Source organism: Streptomyces sp. NPDC093109 (genome assembly GCF_040701725.1).
Classification (GTDB): Bacteria; Actinomycetota; Actinomycetes; order Streptomycetales; family Streptomycetaceae; genus Streptomyces.
This window is the reverse complement of sequence record NZ_JBFBEZ010000013.1, coordinates 105,636-127,067: the sequence shown is the minus strand read 5'-3', so window position 1 is coordinate 127,067 and position 21,432 is coordinate 105,636. Positions and strand designations below refer to the sequence as shown.

The following is a 21,432-nucleotide window of genomic DNA, read 5'->3' as shown; positions in this document are numbered from 1 at the left end:
CTTCACGGCAGAACGGCTCAAGGCGACGCATGCCCCAGCACACCTCCGGGTCTGACCGCGCGGCAGCGCCCCCGGCTGCCCGGAGCGGCGTGCGGCCCCCCGCGCCCTCGTCGCTCGACGAGCTGTGGCGGTCGTACAAGGCCACGGGCGACGGGCGGTTGCGCGAGCAGTTGATCCTGCACTACTCGCCACTGGTGAAGTATGTCGCCGGCCGGGTGAGCGTCGGGCTGCCGTCCAATGTCGAGCAGGCCGACTTCGTCTCCTCCGGTGTCTTCGGGCTCATCGACGCCATCGAGAAGTTCGACATCGAGCGGTCGATCAAGTTCGAGACATACGCGATCACCCGGATCCGCGGTGCCATGATCGACGAACTCCGGGCCCTGGACTGGATCCCGCGTTCCGTGCGGCAGAAGGCGAGAGCGGTCGAGCGGGCCTACGCCACGCTGGAGGCCCAGTTGCGGCGGACGCCGTCGGAGGGCGAGGTGGCCGCGGAGATGGCCATCACGCTGGAGGAACTCCACTCGGTTTTCAGCCAGTTGTCCCTGGCGAACGTCGTGGCGCTGGAGGAGTTGCTGCATGTCGGCGGCGAGGGGGGCGACCGGCTCAGCCTGATGGACACCCTGGAGGACACCGCCGCCGACAATCCGGTGGAGGTCGCCGAGGACCGGGAGCTGCGGCGGCTGCTCGCACGCGCCATCAACACGCTCCCGCACCGGGAGAAGACCGTGGTCACGCTGTACTACTACGAGGGCCTCACCCTCGCCGAGATCGGCAATGTCCTCGGGGTGACCGAGAGCAGGGTCAGTCAGATCCACACAAAGTCGGTGCTGCAACTCCGCGCGAAGCTGGCCGACGTCGGACGCTGACGCTGTGCCGCCGCGACCGGATCCGTAGAGTGGTGGTGTGCCAAGGATTCGAGCGGCCTCCGTGGCCGAGCACCGGACCATGCAACGAGGCGCCCTGCTGGACGCCGCGCGCTCCCTGCTGTCCGAAGGCGGTACGGAGGCGCTGACCTTCCCCGCCCTCGCCGAGCGCACGGGTCTCGCCCGGTCCTCCGTCTACGAGTACTTCCGCTCCCGCGCGGCCGTCGTGGAAGAGCTGTGCGCGGTCGACTTCCCGGTCTGGGCGGCCGAGGTGGAGGCGGCGATGGACGCCGAGGACGCCCCCGACGCCAAGATCGAGGCGTATGTCCGCACCCAGCTCGCCCTGGTCGGCGACCGGCGCCACCGCGCCGTGGTCGCCATCTCCGCCAGCGAGCTGGACGCGGGCGCCAGGGAGAAGATCCGGGCCGCGCACGGCGGGCTGATCGCGATGATCGTCGAGGCGCTGGCCGAGCTGGGCCACGACCACCCCAGGCTCGCCGCGATGCTCCTCCAGGGCATCGTGGACGCGGCGGTCCGCCGTATCGAACTCGGCGCGGCGGAGGTGCCGCCGGAGATCGTCGAGGCGGCCGTGTCCATGGCCCTGCGAGGCGTACGGGGCTGACACCGGCACCGGTGTCCCTCAGGGCGCCGGCCCGGGCTCCGGCACACCCCGGACCGGGAGCAGCCGCGACGGGCCCCGGCGCAGCAGGGACAGCGGGTCGAGATAGACCGTGCCCCGCAGCAGCCCCCAGTGGAGGCAGCCTGTCGCGCAGTGCGAGGGGCCCGGCGCCACCGTGCCCACCAGCCCGCCCGGATCCACCTCGTCCCCCCTCGCCACCAGCGGTTCCACCGGCTCGTACGTGATGCGCAGCGGGGGGTCACCGGTGCCGGACAGGGTGATCGAGACCACCCCGCGGCCACCGACCGGGCCCACGAAGGAGACCCGGCCGGCCGCGGCGGCCCGTACCGGGGTGCCCGCGGGGGCGGCGAGATCCACTCCGCGGTGCCCCGGACCGTATGCCGAGGCGGGCGGTCGCCAGCCGCGCTCCACCACGGGCGGCGGGCCCACCGGCCAGCCGCGGCGGCCGTCGGGGACGCGGTCCGCGCGGGCGGCGGACGCGGTGTGCGGCGAGGGCCACGCGAGGCCGGCGGTGAGGGCGAAGGTGAAGGTGAGGACGAGGGTTACGGTGAGAACGGAGCGGCGGGCGGGACGCCCGGAAACACGGACAGTGGTCATGCCCCACACCCTCGCGCGGAGTGCCGTGACCGCGCTGATCATGGCCCCGGTCTGTGGAGTACTGACCGGTTGTGGACAGCTCCGTCACCCGAGGGTGCGAAGGTCCCGTACACTTCATGTGGCGATCCGGGCCACCGGATCGACTTCGCACGCCCCGCCATCGGCCTCTTGTCGCCGATGACAGCGCTTCTCGGTCCTCCGCGGCACAGCGCGACCGGGGCGTCAGGCGCGACTGCCGTCCGGCGGACGCGACAACCGAGTACCTCAAGGAGTACGGCCATGGCCGTCGTCACGATGCGGGAGCTGCTGGAAAGCGGCGTCCACTTCGGTCACCAGACCCGCCGCTGGAACCCGAAGATGAAGCGTTTCATCTTCACGGAGCGCAACGGCATTTACATCATCGACCTGCTCCAGTCGCTGTCGTACATCGACCGCGCCTACGAGTTCGTCAAGGAGACCGTCGCCCACGGCGGCTCCATCATGTTCGTCGGTACGAAGAAGCAGGCCCAGGAAGCCATCGCCGAGCAGGCGACGCGCGTGGGCATGCCCTACGTCAACCAGCGCTGGCTGGGCGGCATGCTCACCAACTTCTCCACCGTCTACAAGCGCCTTCAGCGTCTGAAGGAGCTTGAGCTCATCGACTTCGAGGACGTGGCCGCCTCCGGCCTCACCAAGAAGGAGCTGCTGGTCCTCTCCCGCGAGAAGGCCAAGCTGGAGAAGACCCTCGGTGGTATCCGCGAGATGCAGAAGGTGCCCAGCGCCGTCTGGATCGTCGACACCAAGAAGGAGCACATCGCCGTCGGTGAGGCGCGCAAGCTCCACATCCCGGTCGTCGCGATCCTCGACACCAACTGCGACCCCGACGAGGTCGACTACAAGATCCCGGGCAACGACGACGCGATCCGCTCCGTCACCCTGCTCACCCGCGTGATCGCCGACGCCGTCGCCGAGGGCCTCATCGCCCGCTCCGGCGTGGCCACCGGCGACTCGAAGCCGGGCGAGAAGGCCGCCGGCGAGCCCCTCGCCGAGTGGGAGCGCGACCTTCTCGAGGGTGAGAAGAAGGACGACGCCGAGAAGCCCGCCGAGGCCCCGGCCGCCGCCGCCGCTGAGACCGAGACCGAGGCCCCGGCTGCCGCCGAGACCGAGGCGCCGGTTGCCGAGGCACCCGTCGCCGAGGCCGCCCCGGCCGCGGACGCCGAGCAGGCCTGACCTTCACCGGTTCGGCAGTCGACGGCGGGGGCCCACCCGGACAGGAGCTGGGCCTCCGCCGTCAACCCGTAGATCTTTCAGACCTTCGAGAGAGAATTACAGATCATGGCGAACTTCACCGCCGCTGACGTCAAGAAGCTCCGCGAGCTGACCGGCGTCGGCATGATGGACTGCAAGAAGGCGCTGGACGAGGCCGACGGCAACGTCGACAAGGCCGTCGAGCTGCTCCGCGTCAAGGGTCAGAAGGGCGTCGCCAAGCGCGAGGGCCGTTCGGCCGAGAACGGCGCCGTCGTCGCCCTCATCGCCGACGACCACAGCACCGGTGTGCTGGTCGAGCTGAAGTGCGAGACGGACTTCGTCGCCAAGAGCGACAAGTTCCAGGCCGTCGCCGACGCGCTCGTGGCCCACGTCGCCGCGACCTCCCCGGCCGACCTGGCCGCGCTGCTCGCCTCGGAGATCGAGGCCGGCAAGACCGTACAGGCGTACGTCGACGAGGCCAACGCCAACCTCGGCGAGAAGATCGTCCTGGACCGCTTCGCGCAGTTCACCGGCGGTTACGTGGCCGCGTACATGCACCGCACGATGCCCGACCTCCCGCCGCAGGTCGGCGTCCTCGTCCAGCTGGACAAGGAGAACGCCGAGGTCGCCAAGGACGTCGCGCAGCACATCGCCGCCTTCGCGCCGAAGTACCTGAATCGCGACGAGGTCCCGGCCGAGACGGTCGAGAACGAGCGCCGCGTCGCCGAGGCGACCTCCCGCGAGGAGGGCAAGCCCGAGGCCGCCCTTCCGAAGATCATCGAGGGTCGCGTCAACGGCTTCTTCAAGGACATCGTCGTCCTGGAGCAGGCGTTCGCGAAGGACAACAAGAAGTCCGTCCAGAAGGTTCTGGACGAGGCCGGTGTCGCCCTGGAGCGCTTCACGCGCATCAAGGTCGGCGTCTGAGTCCGTACGCGATCAACCTAAGACCCCGATAGGGTCTGAGGCAGTCGTCCGCGTCACGCGCCGGACGATCGCAGATCTGACGAGGAGGCCATTGCCGTACAGGGAACCGCAAGGACCCCCCGGCAATGGCCTTCTTCGTATGTGCACGAGGAGATCTCCATGAATCAGGCCGACCACAGCGACGAGGGCACGAAGCACAGCACGAAGCACGGACGTTTCATGCTGAAGCTGTCCGGTGAGGCGTTCGCCGGCCGGGGCGCGCTCGGCGTCGACCCCGATGTCGTCCACGCCGTGGCCCGCGAGATCGCCGCCGTCGTCAGGGACGGCGCCCAGATCGCGGTCGTCATCGGCGGCGGCAACTTCTTCCGCGGCGCCGAACTCCAGCAGCGCGGCATGGACCGGGCCCGCTCCGACTACATGGGCATGCTCGGTACGGTGATGAACTGCCTGGCCCTCCAGGACTTCCTGGAGAAGGAAGGTATCGACTCCCGCGTCCAGACGGCCATCACCATGGGCCAGGTCGCGGAGCCGTACATCCCGCTGCGCGCCGTGCGCCATCTGGAGAAGGGCCGGGTCGTCATCTTCGGCGCCGGCATGGGCATGCCGTACTTCTCCACCGACACCACCGCCGCCCAGCGCGCCCTGGAGATCGACGCCGAGGCGCTGCTGATGGGGAAGAACGGGGTGGACGGGGTCTACGACTCCGACCCCAAGACCAACCCGGCCGCGGTGAAGTTCGACGCACTGGAGTACAGCGAGGTGATCGCCGGTGATCTGCGGGTCGCCGACATGACCGCCATCACGCTGTGCCAGGACAACAAACTGCCGATCCTGGTCTTCGAATTGCTGACCGAGGGCAATATCGCGCGCGCGGTCAAGGGTGAGAAGATCGGCACACTCGTGAGCGACCAGGGCACCCGCGACTGACCTCAGGTCGGCCGCCCGGGCCGCCCCGCACGGGGATGGACAGAGCCCTGCCGGTCGGAGACCGTGCAGGACAGGACGCGACGCAGGATCCCGCCGGCCGAGACGCGCCGGGCCACTCAAAGACACGCAGGAGCAAGTGGTGATCGAAGAGACCCTCCTTGAGGCCGAGGAGAAGATGGAGAAGGCCGTCGTAGTCGCCAAGGACGACTTCGCCGCGATCCGAACCGGGCGCGCGCACCCGGCGATGTTCAACAAGATCGTGGCGGACTACTACGGTGCCCTGACCCCGATCAACCAGCTCGCCTCGTTCGCCGTGCCGGAGGCGCGGATGGCCGTGGTGACCCCGTTCGACAAGAGCGCGCTGCGCAATATCGAGCAGGCGATCCGCGACTCGGACCTCGGCGTCAACCCGAGCAACGACGGCAACATCATCCGCGTCACGTTCCCGGAGCTGACCCAGGACCGGCGCAAGGAGTTCATCAAGGTCGCCAAGACCAAGGCCGAGGACTCCAAGATCTCGATCCGCGCCGTCCGCCGCAAGGCCAAGGAGACCATCGACAAGCTGGTCAAGGACGGCGAGGTCGGCGAGGACGAGGGCCGCCGCGCGGAGAAGGAGCTGGACGACACCACCGCGAAGTACGTCGCGCAGGTGGACGAGCTGCTCAAGCACAAGGAAGCCGAGCTGCTAGAGGTCTGATGAACGACTCTTCCCGGGGGGCCCCGCCGACAGCCGGTTACTGGGGACCGACCGACCAGGGGGCCGCCCCGGCGGGTCCCGCGTACGACGGGCAGTCCGCACAGCAGACTCGGCCCATGCCCATCGTGCCCGACGGATTCGGCGACGAATCCCATGCCGAACTCCGTGACGAACCTCCGCAGGAGCCCATGGCCGTCCCGCCACCGCCCCCGCCACCGCAGAAGAAGCGGGCCGGCCGTGACCTGCGGGCGGCCATAGGAGTCGGAGTCGGACTCGGCGCGGTGGTCGCGGCGTCCCTCTTCATCGTCAAGGCCGTCTTCATCGGCGTCATAGCGGTCGCTGTGGTCATCGGGCTCTGGGAGCTGACCTCGCGGCTCGACGAGAAGAAGGGCATCAAGGCCCCGCTCGTACCGCTGGCCGTCGGCGGCGCCGCGATGGTCGTGGCCGGCTACGCGCGCGGCCCCGAGGGCGCCTGGGCCGCCATGGCGCTCACCGGGCTCGCGGTGCTGGTCTGGCGTATGACACAGCCGCCGGAGGGCTATCTGCGGGACGTGACCGCGGGCGTCTTCGCCGCGTTCTACGTGCCGTTCCTGGCGACCTTCGTCGCGCTGATGCTCACGGCGGACGACGGACCGCAGCGCGTGCTGATGTTCCTGGTCCTGACCGTCGTCAGCGACACGGGCGCGTACGCCGTCGGCTGGCGCTTCGGTACCCACAAGCTCGCGCCCCGGATCAGCCCCGGCAAGACCCGGGAGGGCCTGGGCGGCGCCGTCCTCTTCGCCATGGTGGCCGGCGCGCTCCTGATGGAATTCATGATCGACGGCGGCCACTGGTGGCAGGGACTCCTGGTGGGCCTGGCGGTCGCGGCCAGCGCCACGCTCGGCGATCTGGGCGAGTCCATGATCAAGCGGGACCTCGGCATCAAGGACATGGGCACCCTGCTGCCGGGCCACGGCGGCATCATGGACCGGCTCGACTCCCTGCTGCCCACCGCTCCCGTGGTCTGGCTGCTGCTGGTGCTCTTCGTCGGCTCCTGACCAGGCCCTGAGCGCATCGGGGGGTTCGTTGTCCACAGGACGGCGGGCCCCCTTCATACGTCTGCGACACTGGACGGACCATGCCTGTACCTGGAGAACTCGCGCCACCGGGTCGCCCATAAGCCCTCTACCAGCGGGTTTGGCGCTGAGAGAGGGCCACGGCCCCGACTCCGGGCCGTGCGTGGGCCGTCAGGCTGCTTCCTGGCCGGGGTGAAGCGCCTTGTCGATCGCGCGCCGGGCTCGCTCCCGGCTACTCGGCATCAGGTGGGCGTACACCCGGAGCGTCATCGCGGGATCGGCGTGTCCCAGGTACTCGCTCACGGCCTTGATGCTCTCCCCGGCGTCGAGCAAGACGGACGCGTAGAAGTGCCTGAGCGCGTGCATGCCGTGCTCGCGCGCCGCGTCGTACGGCTTGCCCGGGTCGGGCTCGGGAATGAAGCCAGCGGTGGCGATGGCGGGCTTCCACTCCTGAATGTTGAAGTTGCTGCGCCAGACGATGCCACCGGCCGTGTTCGTGAACAGCAGACGCTTCGTCACCAGGGGACCGTCCGGCTTCCGCCACGGCAGGGTCACCGCAACGGGCTTGAACGCGTCCATGTGGCCACGGAGTACCTCAGCCACCGAACCGGGGAGCGGCACGTCCCGTTCCTTGTTCCCCTTCGGCGGCGCGAACACGGCCTTTCCGCCGATGAGCTTCACCTGTCGCACGACGTGCACCGTGTCGGTCTCGAAGTCCAGCGCGTCATCCTCGGCCAGCCCGATGATCTCGCCCTGTCGGAGTCCGCATCCGGCGCCCGCGTCGTTCATCGCCCGGTACCGCTCCGGGAGCGCGGCCCGGACTGCGAGCACCTGTTCCGGCAGCCACGGGACGACACGCGCGGACTCGGCGGCCGGCGGCCGGACGGACTTCGAGCCGCACGGGTTCCTGTTGAGCAACCCGTCGTCCACGGCGGCGGACAGAACGGCGCGCACGTTCGCGTAGATGATGCGCGCGTATGTCCCCTCGATCGGGGAGTCTTCGAGAGCCTTGACGAGTTCCTGGATGTGGGACGGCCGGAACGAATCGAGCGGGCGCGATCCGATCCGGGGGAAGGCGTGCAGCCGGAGACGTGTCTCCGTCGCGATCTGCGTCGTGGGGTCGGTGGTCTGCGCGCTCAGCCAGCGTTCCGCGAACTGCCGGAACGTGGTCCGACCGGCGCGGGGGTCGACGTACGTTCCGCCCGACATGTCGGCGGCGATGTGGTCCAGCCACTTCTCAGCGAGGCGCTTCTGACGGTCCGGGAAGGACTTGGACTTCTCGGTTCCGTCGGGGCCGATGTAGCGAGCGCGGTAGCGCATGCCGGTGCCGTGGCGGTCTGTCTTGGCGCGGGTGGTCTTGCCGTTGGTGCTGGTCTCGGTCTTGTACCAGCGGTCTTGGATGTGGCCTGCCATGGGTGGCTGCTCCCTGGGGAATGGCGGCGGCCGGTGGCGAGGGGTGCTCGCCACCGGCCGTGGGGCTGGTGCTGGTGCGGGATGGTCAGGCTGTTGCGCTGTCGGCCATGAGGTCGTTGACCCATGCGCGGACGGCCGCCGGGTCGTAGCGGACGTGTTTGCCGATGCGGAAGCCGGGCGGTCCGGTGCGCTTCTTGCGCCAGCCGTAGACGGTTTCCAGTGGGACTCCGAACATGGCGGCGATGTCGTCGGGGGTGAGGTAGCGGTCCGGGAGTCCGGCCCGGAGGGTGGTTCGGGGGTCTGTGTGAGCCGTCGTGGCCACCGTGTCTCCTTGGCTGTGCTGTCCGAGGCGCGGATTTCTGCGTCATTGCGTCATCAGCGTCATTCACGCTTCTGACCTGTGGCTTTGCGTGACGCGGTGGTGGGGGCGTGCGTCATGGGTGCGTCATGGGGTGCGTCACCGGGTGACGCAGATGACGCAGGATGACGCAGGCCCCGCTGTCTGCGTCATGGCCGTTACGGCACGTCAGGTGCCGTTTGGCCGTCCGCATGACGCAGATGACGCAGCGTCTTCTCTCTTAGGACAAAGGAGGGGCTGTCTCTTGTTGTCGTGGGGTGCGCCTTCAAGCGTGAAGAAGGGGCCGCTGCGCGGCGCGACCGTTGGGGGCGGCGCCGCCGCCGACAAGCAAGAGGAGCACGCCCGGCGGGGCCCTGGTGCTCTTCTTGCTTGTCGGCGCGGGCGGTCGGGGTGCCGGTCAGAACATGGGTTTGTGCTCGGGCGGGCGCGGGGTGGCCGGGCGGGTCATTTCGAGGTATCGGCCTTCGCTGGTGCGGCCGGTGTCGATGAGGACGCCTCGGGCGGCGAGGGTGGGTTGAAGGCGCTTGAGGCGGTCTGAGAGGACCTTGCCGGTGGTCGGCCACCCTTTAGGAAGGGAGCGCAGTTCGTCGCCGCTGTAGAGGCGGCTGAGGCAGTGGAGCCACTCGGTGGACGTCATCCGCTGCTCAGCGCCGGGTTCGATGGTGTCGGCGTGCCGGAGAACGGTCTGCGCGAGGAGGTCACCCTCGATCACGTCGTCGTTCAGGTCGTCCAGACTGGCCCGGTACGCGGTGAGCGCCCCCAGGCCGGTTGCCGCATCGAGCTGCGCGCACAGGTGGGCGAAGTCCGCCATGCGTAGATCGGTGGGGGTCTCGGCCTCGGCCGCGCGGACCTTGACGGTCAGGTCCAGCAGCGAGCCGAGAACGACGGGCAGCACTTCCGCGTACTCCGCCCACAGTTCCGCCTCGGTGCGCCGCACCCGGGGCCGTTCCAGACGCAGTGGCAGGAGGCGTTCCGCGAGGTCGGGCCGGATGACGCCCACGTCGATGCCGGTCAGGAGCAGGGGTCGGCGGTAGCCGACACGGAACACGTCCCCGTCGGTGAACAGGGCTCGCTTGACGCTCTCGGCTCCGGTCACGATGCAGCACATCGCGTCGGACAGGTCCGGGGTCATGTGGGAGAGGTTGTCGAGCGCGGTGACCCATCCGGCGGCGACGGCCGCGATCAGGTTCTCCTCATCCTTCGGGGCCCGGCGCAGGTCGCCGCTCATCCCTTCGATGATCCGCACCAGCATCCGCCCGCCCGTCGACTTGCCCGCGCCCTGGGGGCCGGTGAGGAACGGCGCGGGGACGGGAACGGACGGCCCGAGACAGCCGATCAGCCACGCCAGCGCGAGGCACTCGGTCTCGGCGGTGGCGAAGTTGCACAGCCGGAGCAGCAGATCGATGCCCTTGCCGTCGGTGTCCTTGACCGGCAGCGGGAGTTCCCCGGTGAGCTGGGTGCGGCGCCAGCAGATTTCGCGCGGGTCGGGGGTGCAGATGTTCCAGCCGGTGGGGTGGATGCGTACGGACTGACCGTCGTCGCGTCCCAGGTCCAGCCACGTCGCCCCGTCGAACCCCGGGGCAACACGGATGTGGACGGGCTGCACGTCCTCGGACAGGGCGAGCGCTTCGATCAGGTCCAGCGCCTCTTTGAGCGCGCTCCCGTTGAACGCGCCGACCCCGTCGCGGAACAGGCCGACCATGAGTTCCTGCCGGTGACTGCCCGTCGTGCCCTGGGAGCGGATCGGACGGGCCACCGGGTGGCCGTTCTTCTGCGCGTACACGGTGCCGTCGGCGGTGCGGAAGTACCGGAAGTGGGACTGCGCGTAGTCGGTGATGACCTCACGCGCCGGGGTCTTCTCGTCCTCGGACATGACTCACATCCCCAATGCGGCGCTGGCGTTGGTCCACGCGTCGGCGCAGTGTCGGGGAGATTCGCCCTTGGCCTGAGCGGCGCTGAACAACCGCGTGATGTGGGTGTCGGTGAGGCAGCCGCACCGGCCGTGGACGGACAGCACCGCGAGGAACGTCCGGTACACGGTGGCGTGGACCCCGGCCGCCGCCCCGGTGATGCGCTGCTCCGCCATGGCGATGCCGCGCTCCAGGTAGGCGGGCGTCCGGTGCGGGCACTCCCCGCCCCCGGCCGGCGCGGCCACGGCGACGGCGCGCGATGCGGTCCGGGCCGGGGACGGCTTCGTGACGGCCAGGGCGCGCACCGTGTCGGGCAGGGTGGTCATGGTGCCGGTGCCGGGGCCGCGCCACTGTGCGTAGGACATCGTGGACTTGATGTCGACACCGTCACGTACGCCGTTCACCGAGCGCGTGGTGCCCCGGTAGATCCAGTGCTCGCCGCGTGTGGTCGGGACGGTCCGGGTGGCGGGGAGGGTCTGGCGGGCCCATGCGACGGCCGCCGCATGGTCGAGGTCCACTACGGTTACCCCGGCGCCGCCGGGGTGGTAGGCGACGGCCTGAGCCTTGCGCCATGCTCCGGCCCACGCGGGGGAGGTGAGGACGTGGGGGTCGGTGGTGGCGGCGGCCCATGCGTGGCAGGGGCGGGGGCACCCGCAGTTGCCGGGGGTCCTCATGTGGGGGCGTCCGCCGCAGGAGAGGTCCGCGCACATACGGCAGTTGCCGAACGGCACCTTCCCGGCCCGCAACGGCAGCACGGGCACACCGGAAGCGGCCAGTCCCAGCGCGGTGCGCAGGTAGTCGTGGTCGTGAGAGGCGCTCATGCGGCCACCGCCGTTTCGACGTGCGCGAGGAGCCCGGTACCGATCCACTGGGTGTAGGCGGGGGGAATGGCTTCGGTGAGTTCTTCGCGGACGTCGGTCCAGGTGATGCCCATGGCCTGCTGCATCTCGGGGACGGTGGCTTTGCCGCCGCCGGCGCCGTACGGGGCGACGTAGGGGCCGTCCCGGTAGACGCCGTGGCGGTAGCCGCGCACGTACCCCCGGTGCTTGGGATGCGCCGGCTGAGGGATCGTCCAGCCGCCCAACTCGAAGTTGCGGTGCCGGAGTACTCCGAGCCGGAACATCTCCCCGCACAGCCACAGGTCGCGCCGCACGGGGGCTTTCCCGGTGGGCTGCTCGATTACGTACGGAAGCCCGGTGGTGTCCAGCAGGGCGCGGAGTTCGGGGATGAGCTGGACGTGCTGACGGCCCCAGCCGCGCGAGGCGTTGGTGCCGACGGTGAGCGCGCATCCGGCCTGGCACGGCGGGGAGGTGTGCACCGCCGCGTACCGGGTGATCTCGCCGGTGGTGATGAGGGCGGCGAGGTAGCCGAGGGCATCGGCCCGGTGGAAGGTGAAGGGGTAGTTCGGGCGGTCGACGATGTCGACACCGACCACCTCGAACCCGGCCCGCTGGTAGCCGGTGGCCGCGCCGCCGGCGCAGCAGAACAGGTCCAGCAGGAGCGGCCTGGGGGATCGCCGGATGAGGGTGGGTTGAGTCATGCTGGGTTCTCCAGTTCTCTGTTGAGTTGTGCTGGATGAGGGCGGTCCCGGACTTTGGCGAGGCGGGGCCGCCCTCGGTGCTGAGTTGTGGTGTTCGGGCACGTGAACCAGATGCGCAAGATCACGTTATTTACTGTGAGTTTTCATAGGACTGACTGATGGGTCGTACCTGAGGGGGAAAGACCGGCAGACCGGGCCGCGATCGGTATGCGGGCAGGGCCAGGGGTGGTGTTCCGCTCAGAAGGGCGGTTCGTCGCTGTAGCCGCCGGTGCCCCACGGGTCCTGTCCCGCCGTACGGCGGCGGGGCAGGCGCGGGAGGGGCAAGAGCGTCCAGCGGCGGTTCGGGTTCCAGCAGTGGCAGAGATACGAGTGGGTTCCGGCGTACTCGCCGGTCTCGTCGCCGTAGTCCTCGTCCCAGCCGCCCTCACCCCGGCAGTCAGGGCAGTTCGGGCGGGGGGTGTCGGTGAGGATGAGCGCCGGGTGGGGCCACGTGGCGCGTCGGATGCGCAGTCGCACGGGTTCTTCCTTACGGGGCGGTGTGGGCGGTGCGGTGGATGAGGCTGGTGATGACGGCGACGGTGGGCCAGTCCCATCCGGCGAGCCAGTTGACGATGTGGTGGTCGTAGGTGCCGAGTTCGACGCCCGCGGCTTTGAGGGCGGTAATGAGCGCCGCGCGCTGTTCGTCGCCGTTGACGAAGCCGACGGGCGCGGTGTTGATCGGGCCGGTGGGGATGGGGAGCATCGGTTCAGCGCTCCTTGGTGGTGTCGTGGGCGAGGAGTTCGGGGAGTCGGGGGAGTCCGGTGGTTTCGATGGCGGTGGGGTCGTAGCCGGGCATGGCGGCCCGTGCGGTGAGCGCGGCTGCGAGTGCCTGTGCGTAGGCGCCGCCCTCGCGGGCGACTTCGATCTGTGTGCGGCCCCGGATCGCTTCGACGCGTTCGGCGTGGGCGTGATCCTCGCGCCGGACGGCGGTGGCGCGCTGGTGTGCGGTGGTGTCGCGGCGGTCGGTGCGCCAGTGGCGGGCGGCGACCCCGTACGCCACCGCCGTTGCGACGGCCCAGAGCAGTACGGGCAGGGACCAGCCGTCGGCGTATCCGGCGACTCCGGCGAGGGTGAGGGCGCCGGAGGTGGCGAACGCGGTCCCGGCGAGCACCCCGTCCCCGGAGCGTCCGGCCGAAGCGAACACGCCGGCGGTGGCGGCCCCGGCGGCGAGTACGACCATCAGCGCCGCGTTGCCGGTGGAGTGTTCGGCGCCGTTGGCGTTCCAGATCCGCCCCAGGATGAGGACGGTGGAGGTGGCGATGACCGGGGCGGCCTTCGCGGCTGCTCGGGTGAGGGGTTCGTCCATGACCGGTTCTCCTACGGGCTCGGTATGGCGTTGATGACGGCGGTGGCGAGCTGGTTGATCGGGGCGGCGGCGCCGGTGGAGGCGAGGAAGAACCCGAAGCCGATGGCGACGAACGCGGCGCCGTAGCTGAGGGAGTGGGAGCGGAGCAGGAAGAACAGGACGAGTCCGAAGAGCGCGACGAGCGAGACCGTGATGGCCATGGGTGGTCTGTCCCTTCCGGGGGTCAGCGGGTGCCGTCGCGGTGGAGGCGGGCGGCGAGGTGGTAGAGGTGACGGCCGGTCCGGATGCGCTTGCCGGTGCCGTCGCAGCGGCGGCAGTGCTTGCCGCGCTTGGCCCGGCCCTTGCGGTCGGTGGTCATGGCGAAGCCGAAGCCACGGCACTTGCGGCACGTGCCGAACGGCGAGACCGCACACACCCCGCCATAACAGAGTGTGATGGCGAGTAGGCAGGTGATAGCGAGGATGGTGGGGGTCATGACGGGCCCTCCGGGCTGGTTTCCGGGGTTTTCGCAGGTGGGCCGCTATCCGCTAGCAGCCTGATCACGGGCGGTTTGGGGTGCTAGCGGGGGCGCTAACGTTAGCGAGGGGTCCCGCTAGCGTTAGCGCCCCCGGGCGGTCAGCCCGCGTCCCGCTTTCCGTCACGCTCCGCAATCGTGGTGGTGAGGTGGGAGCGGTCGATGCCGCGCCGGTTGACGACCTTGCCGTCCACGCGGCGCCCGACCTGGATGGTCGCGATGCCGTACGGCTTGAGCGCGGCGGCCAGCCCCTCGGGCTCCCATCCGCCGTAGACGTCCGGCCGCAGCTCCGCGAGCCGGGCCACGACGGTCTCGGACCAGGTCTTGGGCTCGGCGGCGGGGACGACGGCGAGGATGTCGGCCAGCAGGTCGTAGCCGGGCCCGGTGTCCGCGTCGAACTCTTCCCCCAGCGCGTGGCCGGAGAGGGTGCCGGCCGCTTCGCGCAGGGTGCGGGCGCGCTGGCCGATGGTTTCGGCGGTGGGGGCGTCGACGTAGACGGAGGAGACGATCCTTGCGTCGGATCCTTCACCCACGAAGTAGTGGATGCCCTTGTCCTTCCACGAGAACATCGTGGCCCGGATCCCCCGCTTGTAGCTGGACGTGCCCAGGACCATGTCGTTCTCCAGCTGTCCCATGACCTTGAGGCAGAACCGGGCCGACGCGTTCGCGGAGATCCCGGTGGGCAGCGCCTTGGCGTCCGGGCGCTGGGTGGCCAGCAGCAGGACGATGCCGGTGGCGGGGCCGCGCTTGACCAGGTCGGTGCAGATCTCCTCGAACTCGGCCCCGTGCTTGGGGTGTTCGAACCACACCTGGCACTCGTCCACCCCGATCACGATCGGGTGCAGGCCCAGCGTCGGCTTGTTCGCCAGCTCGGACGTCACCTTCGACTCCGGGCAGACGTCCCGGGGGAGCGAGCGGATCATCTTGGCCCGGCGGCGCAGTTCCTTGCGCAGTTCCCGCAGGTCGGCCAGGGCGTATTCGATGTCCTCGTCGTCGTCCCCGGCCCGGTGCCGGTGGGACACCCGTTCACCCACCGGGTCGAGGTCCCCGGTCCCCTTCAGGTCGTAGGTGTGCAGCTCGGCGCGTACGTCCAGCGCGCCGATCAGCAGGAGGAGGCGGAGGAGGAAGGTTTTGCCCATGCGGGGGATCGCGCCGATGACGGCGGCGATGTACATGAGGGTGATCTCCACCCACCGGCCGCGCTGGTCGGTGCCGAACGCGACGGGCTTGAACAGGTCGACCGAACCGCCCTTGAGCAGCGGCCACACCGGCTTGCGGGCGGTGGACATGTCCTGATCGCCCACCCACAACACCAGCCGCCCGGTGTGTTCCTCCGGAACCGCCTCGGGCCACACGCACCCCAGCGGGCGGCGCAGACCTGAGGCGAGCTTGTCGCGCCGCTCGATGACGTCGGTGACCGTGACTCCGAAGGGGAGGTTCCCCGTCGCGCGCCAGCCCGGGCCGTCGCGGGTGATGGGCCCGGTGAACTCGAAGCCGTCGCGGCCCTTGCCCTGCGCCTGGTTGATCGCGGGGATACCGAGGGCCCCGAGTGCGCGGAGCACGATGTCACTGGTGAGCTTCGGCGCGTCCGGCAGCTCCACCGCCCGCGTCACCACCGGCGCGTCCGCCCGCGTACCGGCCGAACCCAGCGCCAGCACCACCGCACCGACGGACAGGGCTTGCAGCCAGCCGGGGGCGAGTACGTAGATGGCGAGCGCCGCCCCCAGCCCGGTGAACATGGCCAGCACACCGGCCAGGGTGCGCAGGCGTACGCGGCCGTCGCGCTGCCGGGAGAGCTTGAGGTACTCGGCCGCGTCTTCCCGGCGGACGGCGGCGAGGCGTACGGGCTCGCCCTCACGGTCCGACATCCACCGCATCGAACCGCCCACGAACCGCGCTGCTCCGCGCGGGGACTGGAACGCGAGGCGGCCGGCGTAGTAGGGGGAGCGGAGCGCGTGGTATCCGGCGAGGTGGCCGTAGTGCCCGGCCGCCCACCGCGCGGCCGTCTTCAGCTCGGCGCGCGAGCGCAGCCATACGGGGAGCAGGTCGCGGCGGCGGGCGCCCATCAGGCGACCGAGGTAGCCGGGCCCGGCGGGCGCGGGGCCGTCGACCATCACGACCGCCGTCGGGTCCGCAGCGTCGGGGGTGGTGTCGGTCGGTTCGGGGGTCGATTCGGCGCGGGCGGTACGGGCCTTGTCGAGGTCGACCACCTCAGCACCCGCACCCGACCCGGGATCGGGGTTGGTGTCGGGGCCGGTGGTGGGGGTGGTCAGGTCGGCTTCGAGCCGCTGGAACAGCTCGTTCTCATCCTCGTGATTCACTGAATGTCCTTCCCGGACACGTGGGGTGGGACAGGGGTCCGGACGGCGCTTTTGGTAGGGCCGACCGTCCGGACCCCTGCTTGACGGTGGTGCGAGTGCCCCGCGCGGGAGTCGAACCCGCGCTGCGACCATCGGGGCGGTGTATTCAGGCGGCGTGCTGTTCTTCGGGGTAGGCGCAGGTGACGCACATGCCGAGTGATGTGGGGATGACGTATCCCGCATCCGTGCCGCATTCGGGGCAGGTGCGGCGGGCGGTGTTCGCCTTGGCGAGTGCGGCCCGTTTGGCGGGGGTCATCGGCCGGACCGGTAGGGCCTGGTCGACGGGGTAGAGGTAGGCGTACCGGATCGGCGGGGTGCCGGGGCGGCGGTAGCGGTGCGAGTACCAGAGCACTTGCGCCGCCACCTCCTGCCCACCGGGCCGCAGCCCGGCGGCCCGCAGTTGCCGACGGGTCGCCAACCCGTCCGGGGCGAGGCGGAAGGGGTAGGTGGGGATGCCGTAGCGGGACCCGTCCGGGTCCCAGAAACGCGCGGCCATCAGGCGGCCGTCGCCTCAGTACTGGTGTCCGCCGTGCTGCGTTCGGCGCGCAGTGCGTCGCGCAGGATCCGGCCGTTGGCGGACGATGTACGGACCACCTTGCGGATCGCCTCAGCCGTCAACTCGGCCTCCGGCCAACCGGCCGTCGCGGTCCGTGCTTCGGTGAGGAGCTGTTCGCGGGTGCGGACCGGCCGGGGCATACGCGCCGACTCGGGTACGCGGCCGGTCGACCGACGCCGGGCGGGCGCCGCCACGGCAACCGGCTTCACCGGGGCCGACTCCACCAGTCCGGCAGGCTCGACTGCCGCCACCTCGTCCGCCGACTCCACCGGGCCGGGGGACTCGACTACCGGCGCCGGATGGTCCGTCGGGAGCGGCTCGACTACGGGGGCCGGGGCGGTCGACTCAGCGGCCGGGAGTCCGGCCACCGGCGCTTCGAGGGCGGGGGTCGACTCTCGCAGGTCAGACCCCGACTGATTTACGGTAGACGAGGATGTTTCATCCCGGTCTGTGACCGGGGTGGTTGGGGTGGTCGGGGTGAGTTCTCCGAGCTTGAGGAGGACGCGTTCGCGGCGGGGAGTCTTCGACCGCCAGCGCCGACCGTGACGCTCACGCAGGTCGGCCCGAGCCAACTGCCGCTCCCGCTCACGGGCGAGCGCGTCGGCGTAGGAGGTGATCTCCCACAGGGTCATCCGGCGCCACAGTACGAACGTCGAGGGGAACGCCAGCAGCCAGCGCGAGCGGCGGATCCTCTCCATCCGCCTGCCGGTGACGGCGCCGATTCGTACGGCGTAGACGTGCGCGATGATCTCGGAGAACACCACCCACAGCAGCGGCATCGTCCCGTGCGCCACCTTCGCGGACAGCGAGGTTCCGGCCGCGATGTTCAGCCAGCACGTCACCCCGGTGAGCACCCACGGCACGAACCGCACCCACGCCAACGCCATGTCCATCCGCACCAGCAACAGGTGGGCCACGGTGAACACGGGGATCGCGATGTCGATCCCGATCGGCAGCATCCACGGCGCAGCGAAATCCCACCGCGCCGCCGCCTCCGAGACCGCGCTGAACGACGACGCGAACCCCAGCGCACCGACCCCGGCCGCCGCCAACGCGGCCACACCCATCAGCCACTGTTCGGGCCGGGTCAGCGGCGGAACATCCGGCCGCATACTGATCGACGTCATGACGTGGCCTCCGTCGCGTTCGCGGTGCCCGGCCGACCCTCACGACGGCCGTTGACCGTCCGGCACTCCGGCGCGGACGCCAGCGCCAGAGCAAGACTCCAGCCCCCGCCCGCCCCCTTGGCCCTGTACATCTCCTCATCCGCCCGACGCAGCAGCGCCGACAGGTCAGCCGCCTCCGCACGCCAATGGCGGATCGCTCCGACCGACGCCCGCACGTCGATGCGCCGGCCGTCGAACACCACCGGCTGCTCCAACCGGTCCAGCAGATCGCGCAGCTTGGAGTGCACGTTGTCGGTCACCGTGGCCAGACTCCCGTCCACCGGAGTAACAGCCGCGAACTCATCGCCACCCAGACGTCCGGCGACGCCGGCGTTATCGGCGGCCCACCGGGCGATGCGCTCCCCGGTGGCGCGGATCACCGCGTCCCCGGCCGCGTGGCCGAAGGTGTCGTTGACCTGCTTGAACAGGTTCAGGTCCAGCATGTAGACGGCCCGCTGCTCACCACGGGCCAGACTCTTGCGGGCCCGCTCCTCGAACGCCTCACGCGTCCACAGCCCCGACAGCGGGTCACGGCGGGCCGCCTCGGTCCGGCGACGCATCCACACCCCGTGCACGGACCATCCGGCCGCGAGCGGAGCAGCAGCGGCCAGAGCCGAAAGTGTGGCGCTCATGCCGCAGCCCCCTTCACGAAACGCGTCCGGCGGCGGGCGGTGGGGCGGTTCAGCGGGGTGATGTTGAACAGGTCCGGGGCGAACGCCTCGATCGCCTCGGCGGCGACCCGCGACACCCGGTCCGGAAGGGTGGGATCGTCCGCGAGGATGTCCCGGGCCGCGTCCATACGCGCGGCCTGCTCCATCTCGCTCTCCTCGCCATCCGGACCGAGCCACAGATCCAGCGGCGTACCGAGCGCCAGTTCGACGAACTCGGTCGTCGTAACGGCCGTATGACCGGCAACGATGAACTTCATGAGTCGTGCTCTCCCTAGAAGGTGGAACGGCTCGAACAGCGGCCCCGGTGTCTCACCACCGGGGCCGCGCGCCGTTCGTGGGTGGAGTGCCCCGGCCGGGAGTCGAACCCGTCCTGCGACCATCGGGGCTGTGGAATCTGCTGGTCAGCGCTGGACGACGGGGCGGCCGATGTCGCGGTGGCGCAGCGCCACCGTGTAACCGTCCTGCCGTAGCCGTGCAGCGAGCGCGGCGGCGAAGGTGGGGGCGCGGTGACGGCCGCCGGCGCATCCGTCGGCGACGACGACCGTTTCGGCACTGGGGCCGGAGGCGAACGCGGCCACCGCGCGGGCGGTCGCCTCGATCAGGTCCGTGATCCCCGGCGTGCCGAGCACCGCCGTACGCACCGGCTCATCGGCGGCGGTCATGTAGCGAAGCTCCGGGCTGACGTGCGGGTCCCGGAAGTGCGCCCGCAGATCGATGGTCAGATGCGCCGGCGGCGGCCCGTCGTGCAGGTAGCCGAACGACACGATTTCGACGTTGACGGGCTTCACGCGATACCTCCAGGCTGTGCGGTGTGACCAGCGGCGTTACCGGCCGCGTTCTGATACGCGGCCTGGTAGTGCGGCAGACTTCCCTGCGACGGATGCCCCGGCGTCGACGCGATCTCCTCACACCGCCGGGCCAGACCATCGGCCCGGTGCTGCTCCTCGGCGGCGAACGCCTCGGACGGCCCCTGCTCCTGCCGGCGGCCCCTCACCGGGTCCCCTTCGCCTGAGCGTCATTCCGGCTGGCCTGGTTCCGTTCGGCATTCCTGCGAGCCAACTCGGCCCGCTCCGCATCTGTCAGACTGACGAACACAGGGACCTCCATGGGGTGCCTGTACTGCGCCGCCCGAAGCTCCATCTTCGGGCGGCGCGCCTTTTGGTACCGGTGGATTCCGGCTCCCTGCCACCCCGCCCGTACAGCACCGCGTGAGGCGGACTGGACGGGCGGGGGAGGCAACCGGCCCCGCGATAGCCACGGGGAAACACGGTCCGATCAGGCGGCCGTACTGCTCGGCCGACGACGCTGAGGGCGTGGTCACCCGCGCCGGTCCAGCGCGGACAACGCCCTACGTAGTCGCTTGTTCATGAGGCACTCCTTTGCTGCGGTAGCTGAGGGGTGCGGTTGCTCGGTTCTCGTGTTCGCTCGGCGCTGCTCGGTCCGGGGAGATCCGAAGTCCCGGACGTCTGAGGGGGCAGCTTCAAGGTGTGCCGTAGCGGTTCTTTCGAGTCGGTGGCGTGTCCCCCATCTGGGGTGTCGGGCCCCGGTGTGACGGGGGCCCCTTCTCGGCCGACTGGTCTCCACTCGCCCCGGCCGGAGTTGTCACGGCCGTCGTACTGCGGTGGATCACGCTGTTGAGTTGTTGTGCAGCTCGAAGCAGCCCAAAGAAGGGCCTCTCCGGTCGTGCGTCTCGCTCCGGACTTCCGTCCGATGCGATACCTGTATTACAGGTGCTGCATGGTGGTCTCGTCAAGTCACGCAGCGAACTTCTTGGGCTTCGCGCCGGGACTTCCTGGCGCACAATCAGAATCGCCCCAGGTGAGGGGCGTTGTTTACCCCGTACGTGGACAGCTCGAAGTCATCTGGCTACCTTCAAGAGGTCCCCAGACGTCCCATCGGAGGTGGAGATGTCCAACGAGCGCTTACGGTCGGCCCTTCTCGCGCAGGGCATGACCGTGCAGGATCTGGCGGAAGCGATCGACGTCAACCCCAAGACGGTTGAGCGCTGGATCACGCAAGGGAAGGTGCCGTACCGGCGGCATCAGTACGCCACCGCGTCCCTGCTCAAGGTCGACGTGACAACTCTGTGGAACGACGACCGTGCGGTCGACAGTGCGTCAGACCTCAGCAAGGCGGAGATCGTCACGGTCTACCCGCACCGCCACATGGTGCCGGCGGGACTGTGGCGAGAGATCTACTCGCGCGCGGAAACACACCTTGATGTGCTCGTTTACTCCGGTCTGTGGCTGTCGGAGGATCCGTTGTTTCACGCGCTGCTCAAGGAGAAGGTGCAGGGCTCGACTCAGGTCCGGATCCTGCTTGGCGAGCCCGGTTGCGCGGCGGTTGCGCAGCGAGGCATAGATGAGGGCCACCGCATCATGGACGGCAAGATTCGCAACGCCCTGGTGAACTACCGGCCGCTCTTCGCCAGCCACCCCGACATCGGGTTCCGGCTCCATGACGCGACGCTCTACAACTCGCTCTTCCGCTCTGACGACGAGATGCTCGTCAACACCCACGTCTACGGCATCGGCGCGTTCATGGCGCCCGTGCTCCACCTGCGACGACTTCCCGGCGGCGGCCTCTTCGACACGTACGCGAATAGCATCGAACAGACCTGGGGAAGCGCACGCCCGATCACTGACCACGACATCACGGGAGCATGAGC

Annotated in this window: 26 protein-coding genes; 8 read left to right on the top strand and 18 right to left on the bottom strand. The window is 69.9% G+C overall.

Going from position 1 to position 21,432, the window contains the following annotated elements:
• Positions 1-29: 29 nt before the first annotated feature.
• The gene (whiG, locus tag AB0389_RS15300; protein ID WP_366395864.1) at positions 30-866 is read left to right on the top strand and encodes an RNA polymerase sigma factor WhiG; all 837 of its coding nucleotides are present in this window, start codon (positions 30-32) and stop codon (positions 864-866) included.
• Between the two features lie 79 nt (positions 867-945).
• On the top strand, positions 946-1,485 hold the full coding sequence (locus AB0389_RS15295; RefSeq protein WP_366395916.1) for a helix-turn-helix domain-containing protein: 540 nt from the start codon (positions 946-948) through the stop codon (positions 1,483-1,485).
• An 18-nt stretch (positions 1,486-1,503) separates the two neighbouring features.
• Here the strand turns inward: AB0389_RS15295 and AB0389_RS15290 are convergent, their stop codons facing one another.
• Positions 1,504-2,100, bottom strand: coding sequence for a peptidoglycan DD-metalloendopeptidase family protein (locus AB0389_RS15290; RefSeq protein WP_366395863.1), 597 nt, complete (start codon positions 2,098-2,100; stop codon positions 1,504-1,506).
• Between the two features lie 279 nt (positions 2,101-2,379).
• On the opposite strand from AB0389_RS15290, the gene rpsB reads away from it, so the two are divergent.
• The 5 genes from rpsB (at position 2,380) to AB0389_RS15265 (ending at position 6,912) form a co-directional block, all read left to right on the top strand.
• Positions 2,380-3,309, top strand: a complete 930-nt coding sequence (rpsB, locus tag AB0389_RS15285; RefSeq protein WP_366395862.1) for a 30S ribosomal protein S2 — start codon at positions 2,380-2,382, stop codon at positions 3,307-3,309.
• A 105-nt stretch (positions 3,310-3,414) separates the two neighbouring features.
• Positions 3,415-4,251, top strand: a complete 837-nt coding sequence (gene tsf, locus AB0389_RS15280) for a translation elongation factor Ts (RefSeq protein WP_366395861.1) — start codon at positions 3,415-3,417, stop codon at positions 4,249-4,251.
• Positions 4,252-4,410: 159 nt separating this feature from the next.
• Complete coding sequence (pyrH, locus tag AB0389_RS15275; protein WP_181957528.1) at positions 4,411-5,178, top strand: UMP kinase; 768 nt, start codon at positions 4,411-4,413, stop codon at positions 5,176-5,178.
• A gap of 139 nt (positions 5,179-5,317) precedes the next feature.
• Positions 5,318-5,875 carry a ribosome recycling factor gene (gene frr / locus AB0389_RS15270; RefSeq protein ID WP_114665441.1) on the top strand — a complete coding sequence of 186 codons (558 nt, stop codon included), beginning with the start codon at positions 5,318-5,320 and terminating at the stop codon, positions 5,873-5,875.
• On the top strand, positions 5,875-6,912 hold the full coding sequence (locus tag AB0389_RS15265) for a phosphatidate cytidylyltransferase (RefSeq protein WP_366395860.1): 1,038 nt from the start codon (positions 5,875-5,877) through the stop codon (positions 6,910-6,912). Before frr ends, AB0389_RS15265 begins: the two co-directional genes overlap by 1 nt.
• A 189-nt stretch (positions 6,913-7,101) precedes the next feature.
• Here the strand turns inward: AB0389_RS15265 and AB0389_RS15260 are convergent, their stop codons facing one another.
• The 17 genes from AB0389_RS15260 to AB0389_RS15180 form a co-directional block, all read right to left on the bottom strand.
• Positions 7,102-8,343: a site-specific integrase gene (locus AB0389_RS15260; protein ID WP_366395859.1), complete on the bottom strand. Its 1,242-nt coding sequence runs from the start codon at positions 8,341-8,343 to the stop codon at positions 7,102-7,104.
• 85 nt (positions 8,344-8,428) lie between these two features.
• A complete protein-coding gene (locus AB0389_RS15255; protein WP_366395858.1) occupies positions 8,429-8,665 on the bottom strand; it encodes a helix-turn-helix domain-containing protein in 237 nt (78 codons plus the stop codon).
• Positions 8,666-9,098: 433 nt separating this feature from the next.
• Complete coding sequence (locus AB0389_RS15250; protein WP_366395857.1) at positions 9,099-10,574, bottom strand: ATP-binding protein; 1,476 nt, start codon at positions 10,572-10,574, stop codon at positions 9,099-9,101.
• A 3-nt stretch (positions 10,575-10,577) separates the two neighbouring features.
• Complete coding sequence (locus AB0389_RS15245) at positions 10,578-11,432, bottom strand: bifunctional DNA primase/polymerase (protein ID WP_366395856.1); 855 nt, start codon at positions 11,430-11,432, stop codon at positions 10,578-10,580.
• The gene (locus tag AB0389_RS15240) at positions 11,429-12,151 is read right to left on the bottom strand and encodes a DNA methylase (RefSeq protein WP_366395855.1); all 723 of its coding nucleotides are present in this window, start codon (positions 12,149-12,151) and stop codon (positions 11,429-11,431) included. The genes AB0389_RS15245 and AB0389_RS15240 overlap by 4 nt, the downstream gene beginning before the upstream one ends.
• 237 nt (positions 12,152-12,388) lie before the next feature.
• Complete coding sequence (locus tag AB0389_RS15235; protein ID WP_366395854.1) at positions 12,389-12,667, bottom strand: hypothetical protein; 279 nt, start codon at positions 12,665-12,667, stop codon at positions 12,389-12,391.
• Between the two features lie 10 nt (positions 12,668-12,677).
• Complete coding sequence (locus AB0389_RS15230; RefSeq protein ID WP_366395853.1) at positions 12,678-12,893, bottom strand: hypothetical protein; 216 nt, start codon at positions 12,891-12,893, stop codon at positions 12,678-12,680.
• A 4-nt stretch (positions 12,894-12,897) separates the two neighbouring features.
• Positions 12,898-13,497 (bottom strand): hypothetical protein, encoded by a 600-nt coding sequence (locus AB0389_RS15225; protein ID WP_366395852.1) that lies wholly within the window; start codon positions 13,495-13,497, stop codon positions 12,898-12,900.
• A gap of 11 nt (positions 13,498-13,508) precedes the next feature.
• Positions 13,509-13,697, bottom strand: coding sequence for a hypothetical protein (locus tag AB0389_RS15220; RefSeq protein WP_366395851.1), 189 nt, complete (start codon positions 13,695-13,697; stop codon positions 13,509-13,511).
• Between the two features lie 23 nt (positions 13,698-13,720).
• The gene (locus AB0389_RS15215; protein ID WP_366395850.1) at positions 13,721-13,972 is read right to left on the bottom strand and encodes a hypothetical protein; all 252 of its coding nucleotides are present in this window, start codon (positions 13,970-13,972) and stop codon (positions 13,721-13,723) included.
• A gap of 140 nt (positions 13,973-14,112) precedes the next feature.
• On the bottom strand, positions 14,113-16,332 hold the full coding sequence (locus AB0389_RS15210; RefSeq protein ID WP_366395849.1) for a cell division protein FtsK: 2,220 nt from the start codon (positions 16,330-16,332) through the stop codon (positions 14,113-14,115).
• Positions 16,333-16,477: 145 nt separating this feature from the next.
• On the bottom strand, positions 16,478-16,867 hold the full coding sequence (locus AB0389_RS15205) for an RRQRL motif-containing zinc-binding protein (protein ID WP_366395848.1): 390 nt from the start codon (positions 16,865-16,867) through the stop codon (positions 16,478-16,480).
• Positions 16,867-18,054: a DUF2637 domain-containing protein gene (locus AB0389_RS15200; RefSeq protein ID WP_366395847.1), complete on the bottom strand. Its 1,188-nt coding sequence runs from the start codon at positions 18,052-18,054 to the stop codon at positions 16,867-16,869. The genes AB0389_RS15205 and AB0389_RS15200 overlap by 1 nt, the downstream gene beginning before the upstream one ends.
• Positions 18,051-18,725 (bottom strand): GGDEF domain-containing protein, encoded by a 675-nt coding sequence (locus AB0389_RS15195; protein WP_366395846.1) that lies wholly within the window; start codon positions 18,723-18,725, stop codon positions 18,051-18,053. Before AB0389_RS15195 ends, AB0389_RS15200 begins: the two co-directional genes overlap by 4 nt.
• Positions 18,722-19,021 carry a hypothetical protein gene (locus AB0389_RS15190; protein WP_366395845.1) on the bottom strand — a complete coding sequence of 100 codons (300 nt, stop codon included), beginning with the start codon at positions 19,019-19,021 and terminating at the stop codon, positions 18,722-18,724. The genes AB0389_RS15195 and AB0389_RS15190 overlap by 4 nt, the downstream gene beginning before the upstream one ends.
• Positions 19,022-19,165: 144 nt before the next feature.
• A complete protein-coding gene (locus tag AB0389_RS15185) occupies positions 19,166-19,552 on the bottom strand; it encodes an RNase adapter RapZ (RefSeq protein WP_366395844.1) in 387 nt (128 codons plus the stop codon).
• On the bottom strand, positions 19,549-19,758 hold the full coding sequence (locus AB0389_RS15180; protein ID WP_366395843.1) for a hypothetical protein: 210 nt from the start codon (positions 19,756-19,758) through the stop codon (positions 19,549-19,551). Before AB0389_RS15180 ends, AB0389_RS15185 begins: the two co-directional genes overlap by 4 nt.
• 913 nt (positions 19,759-20,671) lie before the next feature.
• On the opposite strand from AB0389_RS15180, the gene AB0389_RS15175 reads away from it, so the two are divergent.
• Positions 20,672-21,430: a helix-turn-helix transcriptional regulator gene (locus AB0389_RS15175; protein ID WP_366395842.1), complete on the top strand. Its 759-nt coding sequence runs from the start codon at positions 20,672-20,674 to the stop codon at positions 21,428-21,430.
• Positions 21,431-21,432 lie beyond the last annotated feature (2 nt).

Bases quoted from the DNA above. Each gene is read 5' to 3' on its own strand.
- whiG (WP_366395864.1), top strand. From the start codon at position 30: ATGCCCCAGCACACCTCCGGGTCTGACCGCGCGGCAGCGCCCCCGGCT.
- AB0389_RS15295 (WP_366395916.1), top strand. From the start codon at position 946: ATGCAACGAGGCGCCCTGCTGGACGCCGCGCGCTCCCTGCTGTCCGAA.
- AB0389_RS15290 (WP_366395863.1), bottom strand. From the start codon at position 2,100: ATGACCACTGTCCGTGTTTCCGGGCGTCCCGCCCGCCGCTCCGTTCTC.
- rpsB (WP_366395862.1), top strand. From the start codon at position 2,380: ATGGCCGTCGTCACGATGCGGGAGCTGCTGGAAAGCGGCGTCCACTTC.
- tsf (WP_366395861.1), top strand. From the start codon at position 3,415: ATGGCGAACTTCACCGCCGCTGACGTCAAGAAGCTCCGCGAGCTGACC.
- pyrH (WP_181957528.1), top strand. From the start codon at position 4,411: ATGAATCAGGCCGACCACAGCGACGAGGGCACGAAGCACAGCACGAAG.
- AB0389_RS15265 (WP_366395860.1), top strand. From the start codon at position 5,875: ATGAACGACTCTTCCCGGGGGGCCCCGCCGACAGCCGGTTACTGGGGA.
- AB0389_RS15260 (WP_366395859.1), bottom strand. From the start codon at position 8,343: ATGGCAGGCCACATCCAAGACCGCTGGTACAAGACCGAGACCAGCACC.
- AB0389_RS15250 (WP_366395857.1), bottom strand. From the start codon at position 10,574: ATGTCCGAGGACGAGAAGACCCCGGCGCGTGAGGTCATCACCGACTAC.
- AB0389_RS15245 (WP_366395856.1), bottom strand. From the start codon at position 11,432: ATGAGCGCCTCTCACGACCACGACTACCTGCGCACCGCGCTGGGACTG.
- AB0389_RS15240 (WP_366395855.1), bottom strand. From the start codon at position 12,151: ATGACTCAACCCACCCTCATCCGGCGATCCCCCAGGCCGCTCCTGCTG.
- AB0389_RS15230 (WP_366395853.1), bottom strand. From the start codon at position 12,893: ATGCTCCCCATCCCCACCGGCCCGATCAACACCGCGCCCGTCGGCTTC.
- AB0389_RS15225 (WP_366395852.1), bottom strand. From the start codon at position 13,497: ATGGACGAACCCCTCACCCGAGCAGCCGCGAAGGCCGCCCCGGTCATC.
- AB0389_RS15220 (WP_366395851.1), bottom strand. From the start codon at position 13,697: ATGGCCATCACGGTCTCGCTCGTCGCGCTCTTCGGACTCGTCCTGTTC.
- AB0389_RS15215 (WP_366395850.1), bottom strand. From the start codon at position 13,972: ATGACCCCCACCATCCTCGCTATCACCTGCCTACTCGCCATCACACTC.
- AB0389_RS15205 (WP_366395848.1), bottom strand. From the start codon at position 16,867: ATGGCCGCGCGTTTCTGGGACCCGGACGGGTCCCGCTACGGCATCCCC.
- AB0389_RS15200 (WP_366395847.1), bottom strand. From the start codon at position 18,054: ATGACGTCGATCAGTATGCGGCCGGATGTTCCGCCGCTGACCCGGCCC.
- AB0389_RS15195 (WP_366395846.1), bottom strand. From the start codon at position 18,725: ATGAGCGCCACACTTTCGGCTCTGGCCGCTGCTGCTCCGCTCGCGGCC.
- AB0389_RS15190 (WP_366395845.1), bottom strand. From the start codon at position 19,021: ATGAAGTTCATCGTTGCCGGTCATACGGCCGTTACGACGACCGAGTTC.
- AB0389_RS15175 (WP_366395842.1), top strand. From the start codon at position 20,672: ATGTCCAACGAGCGCTTACGGTCGGCCCTTCTCGCGCAGGGCATGACC.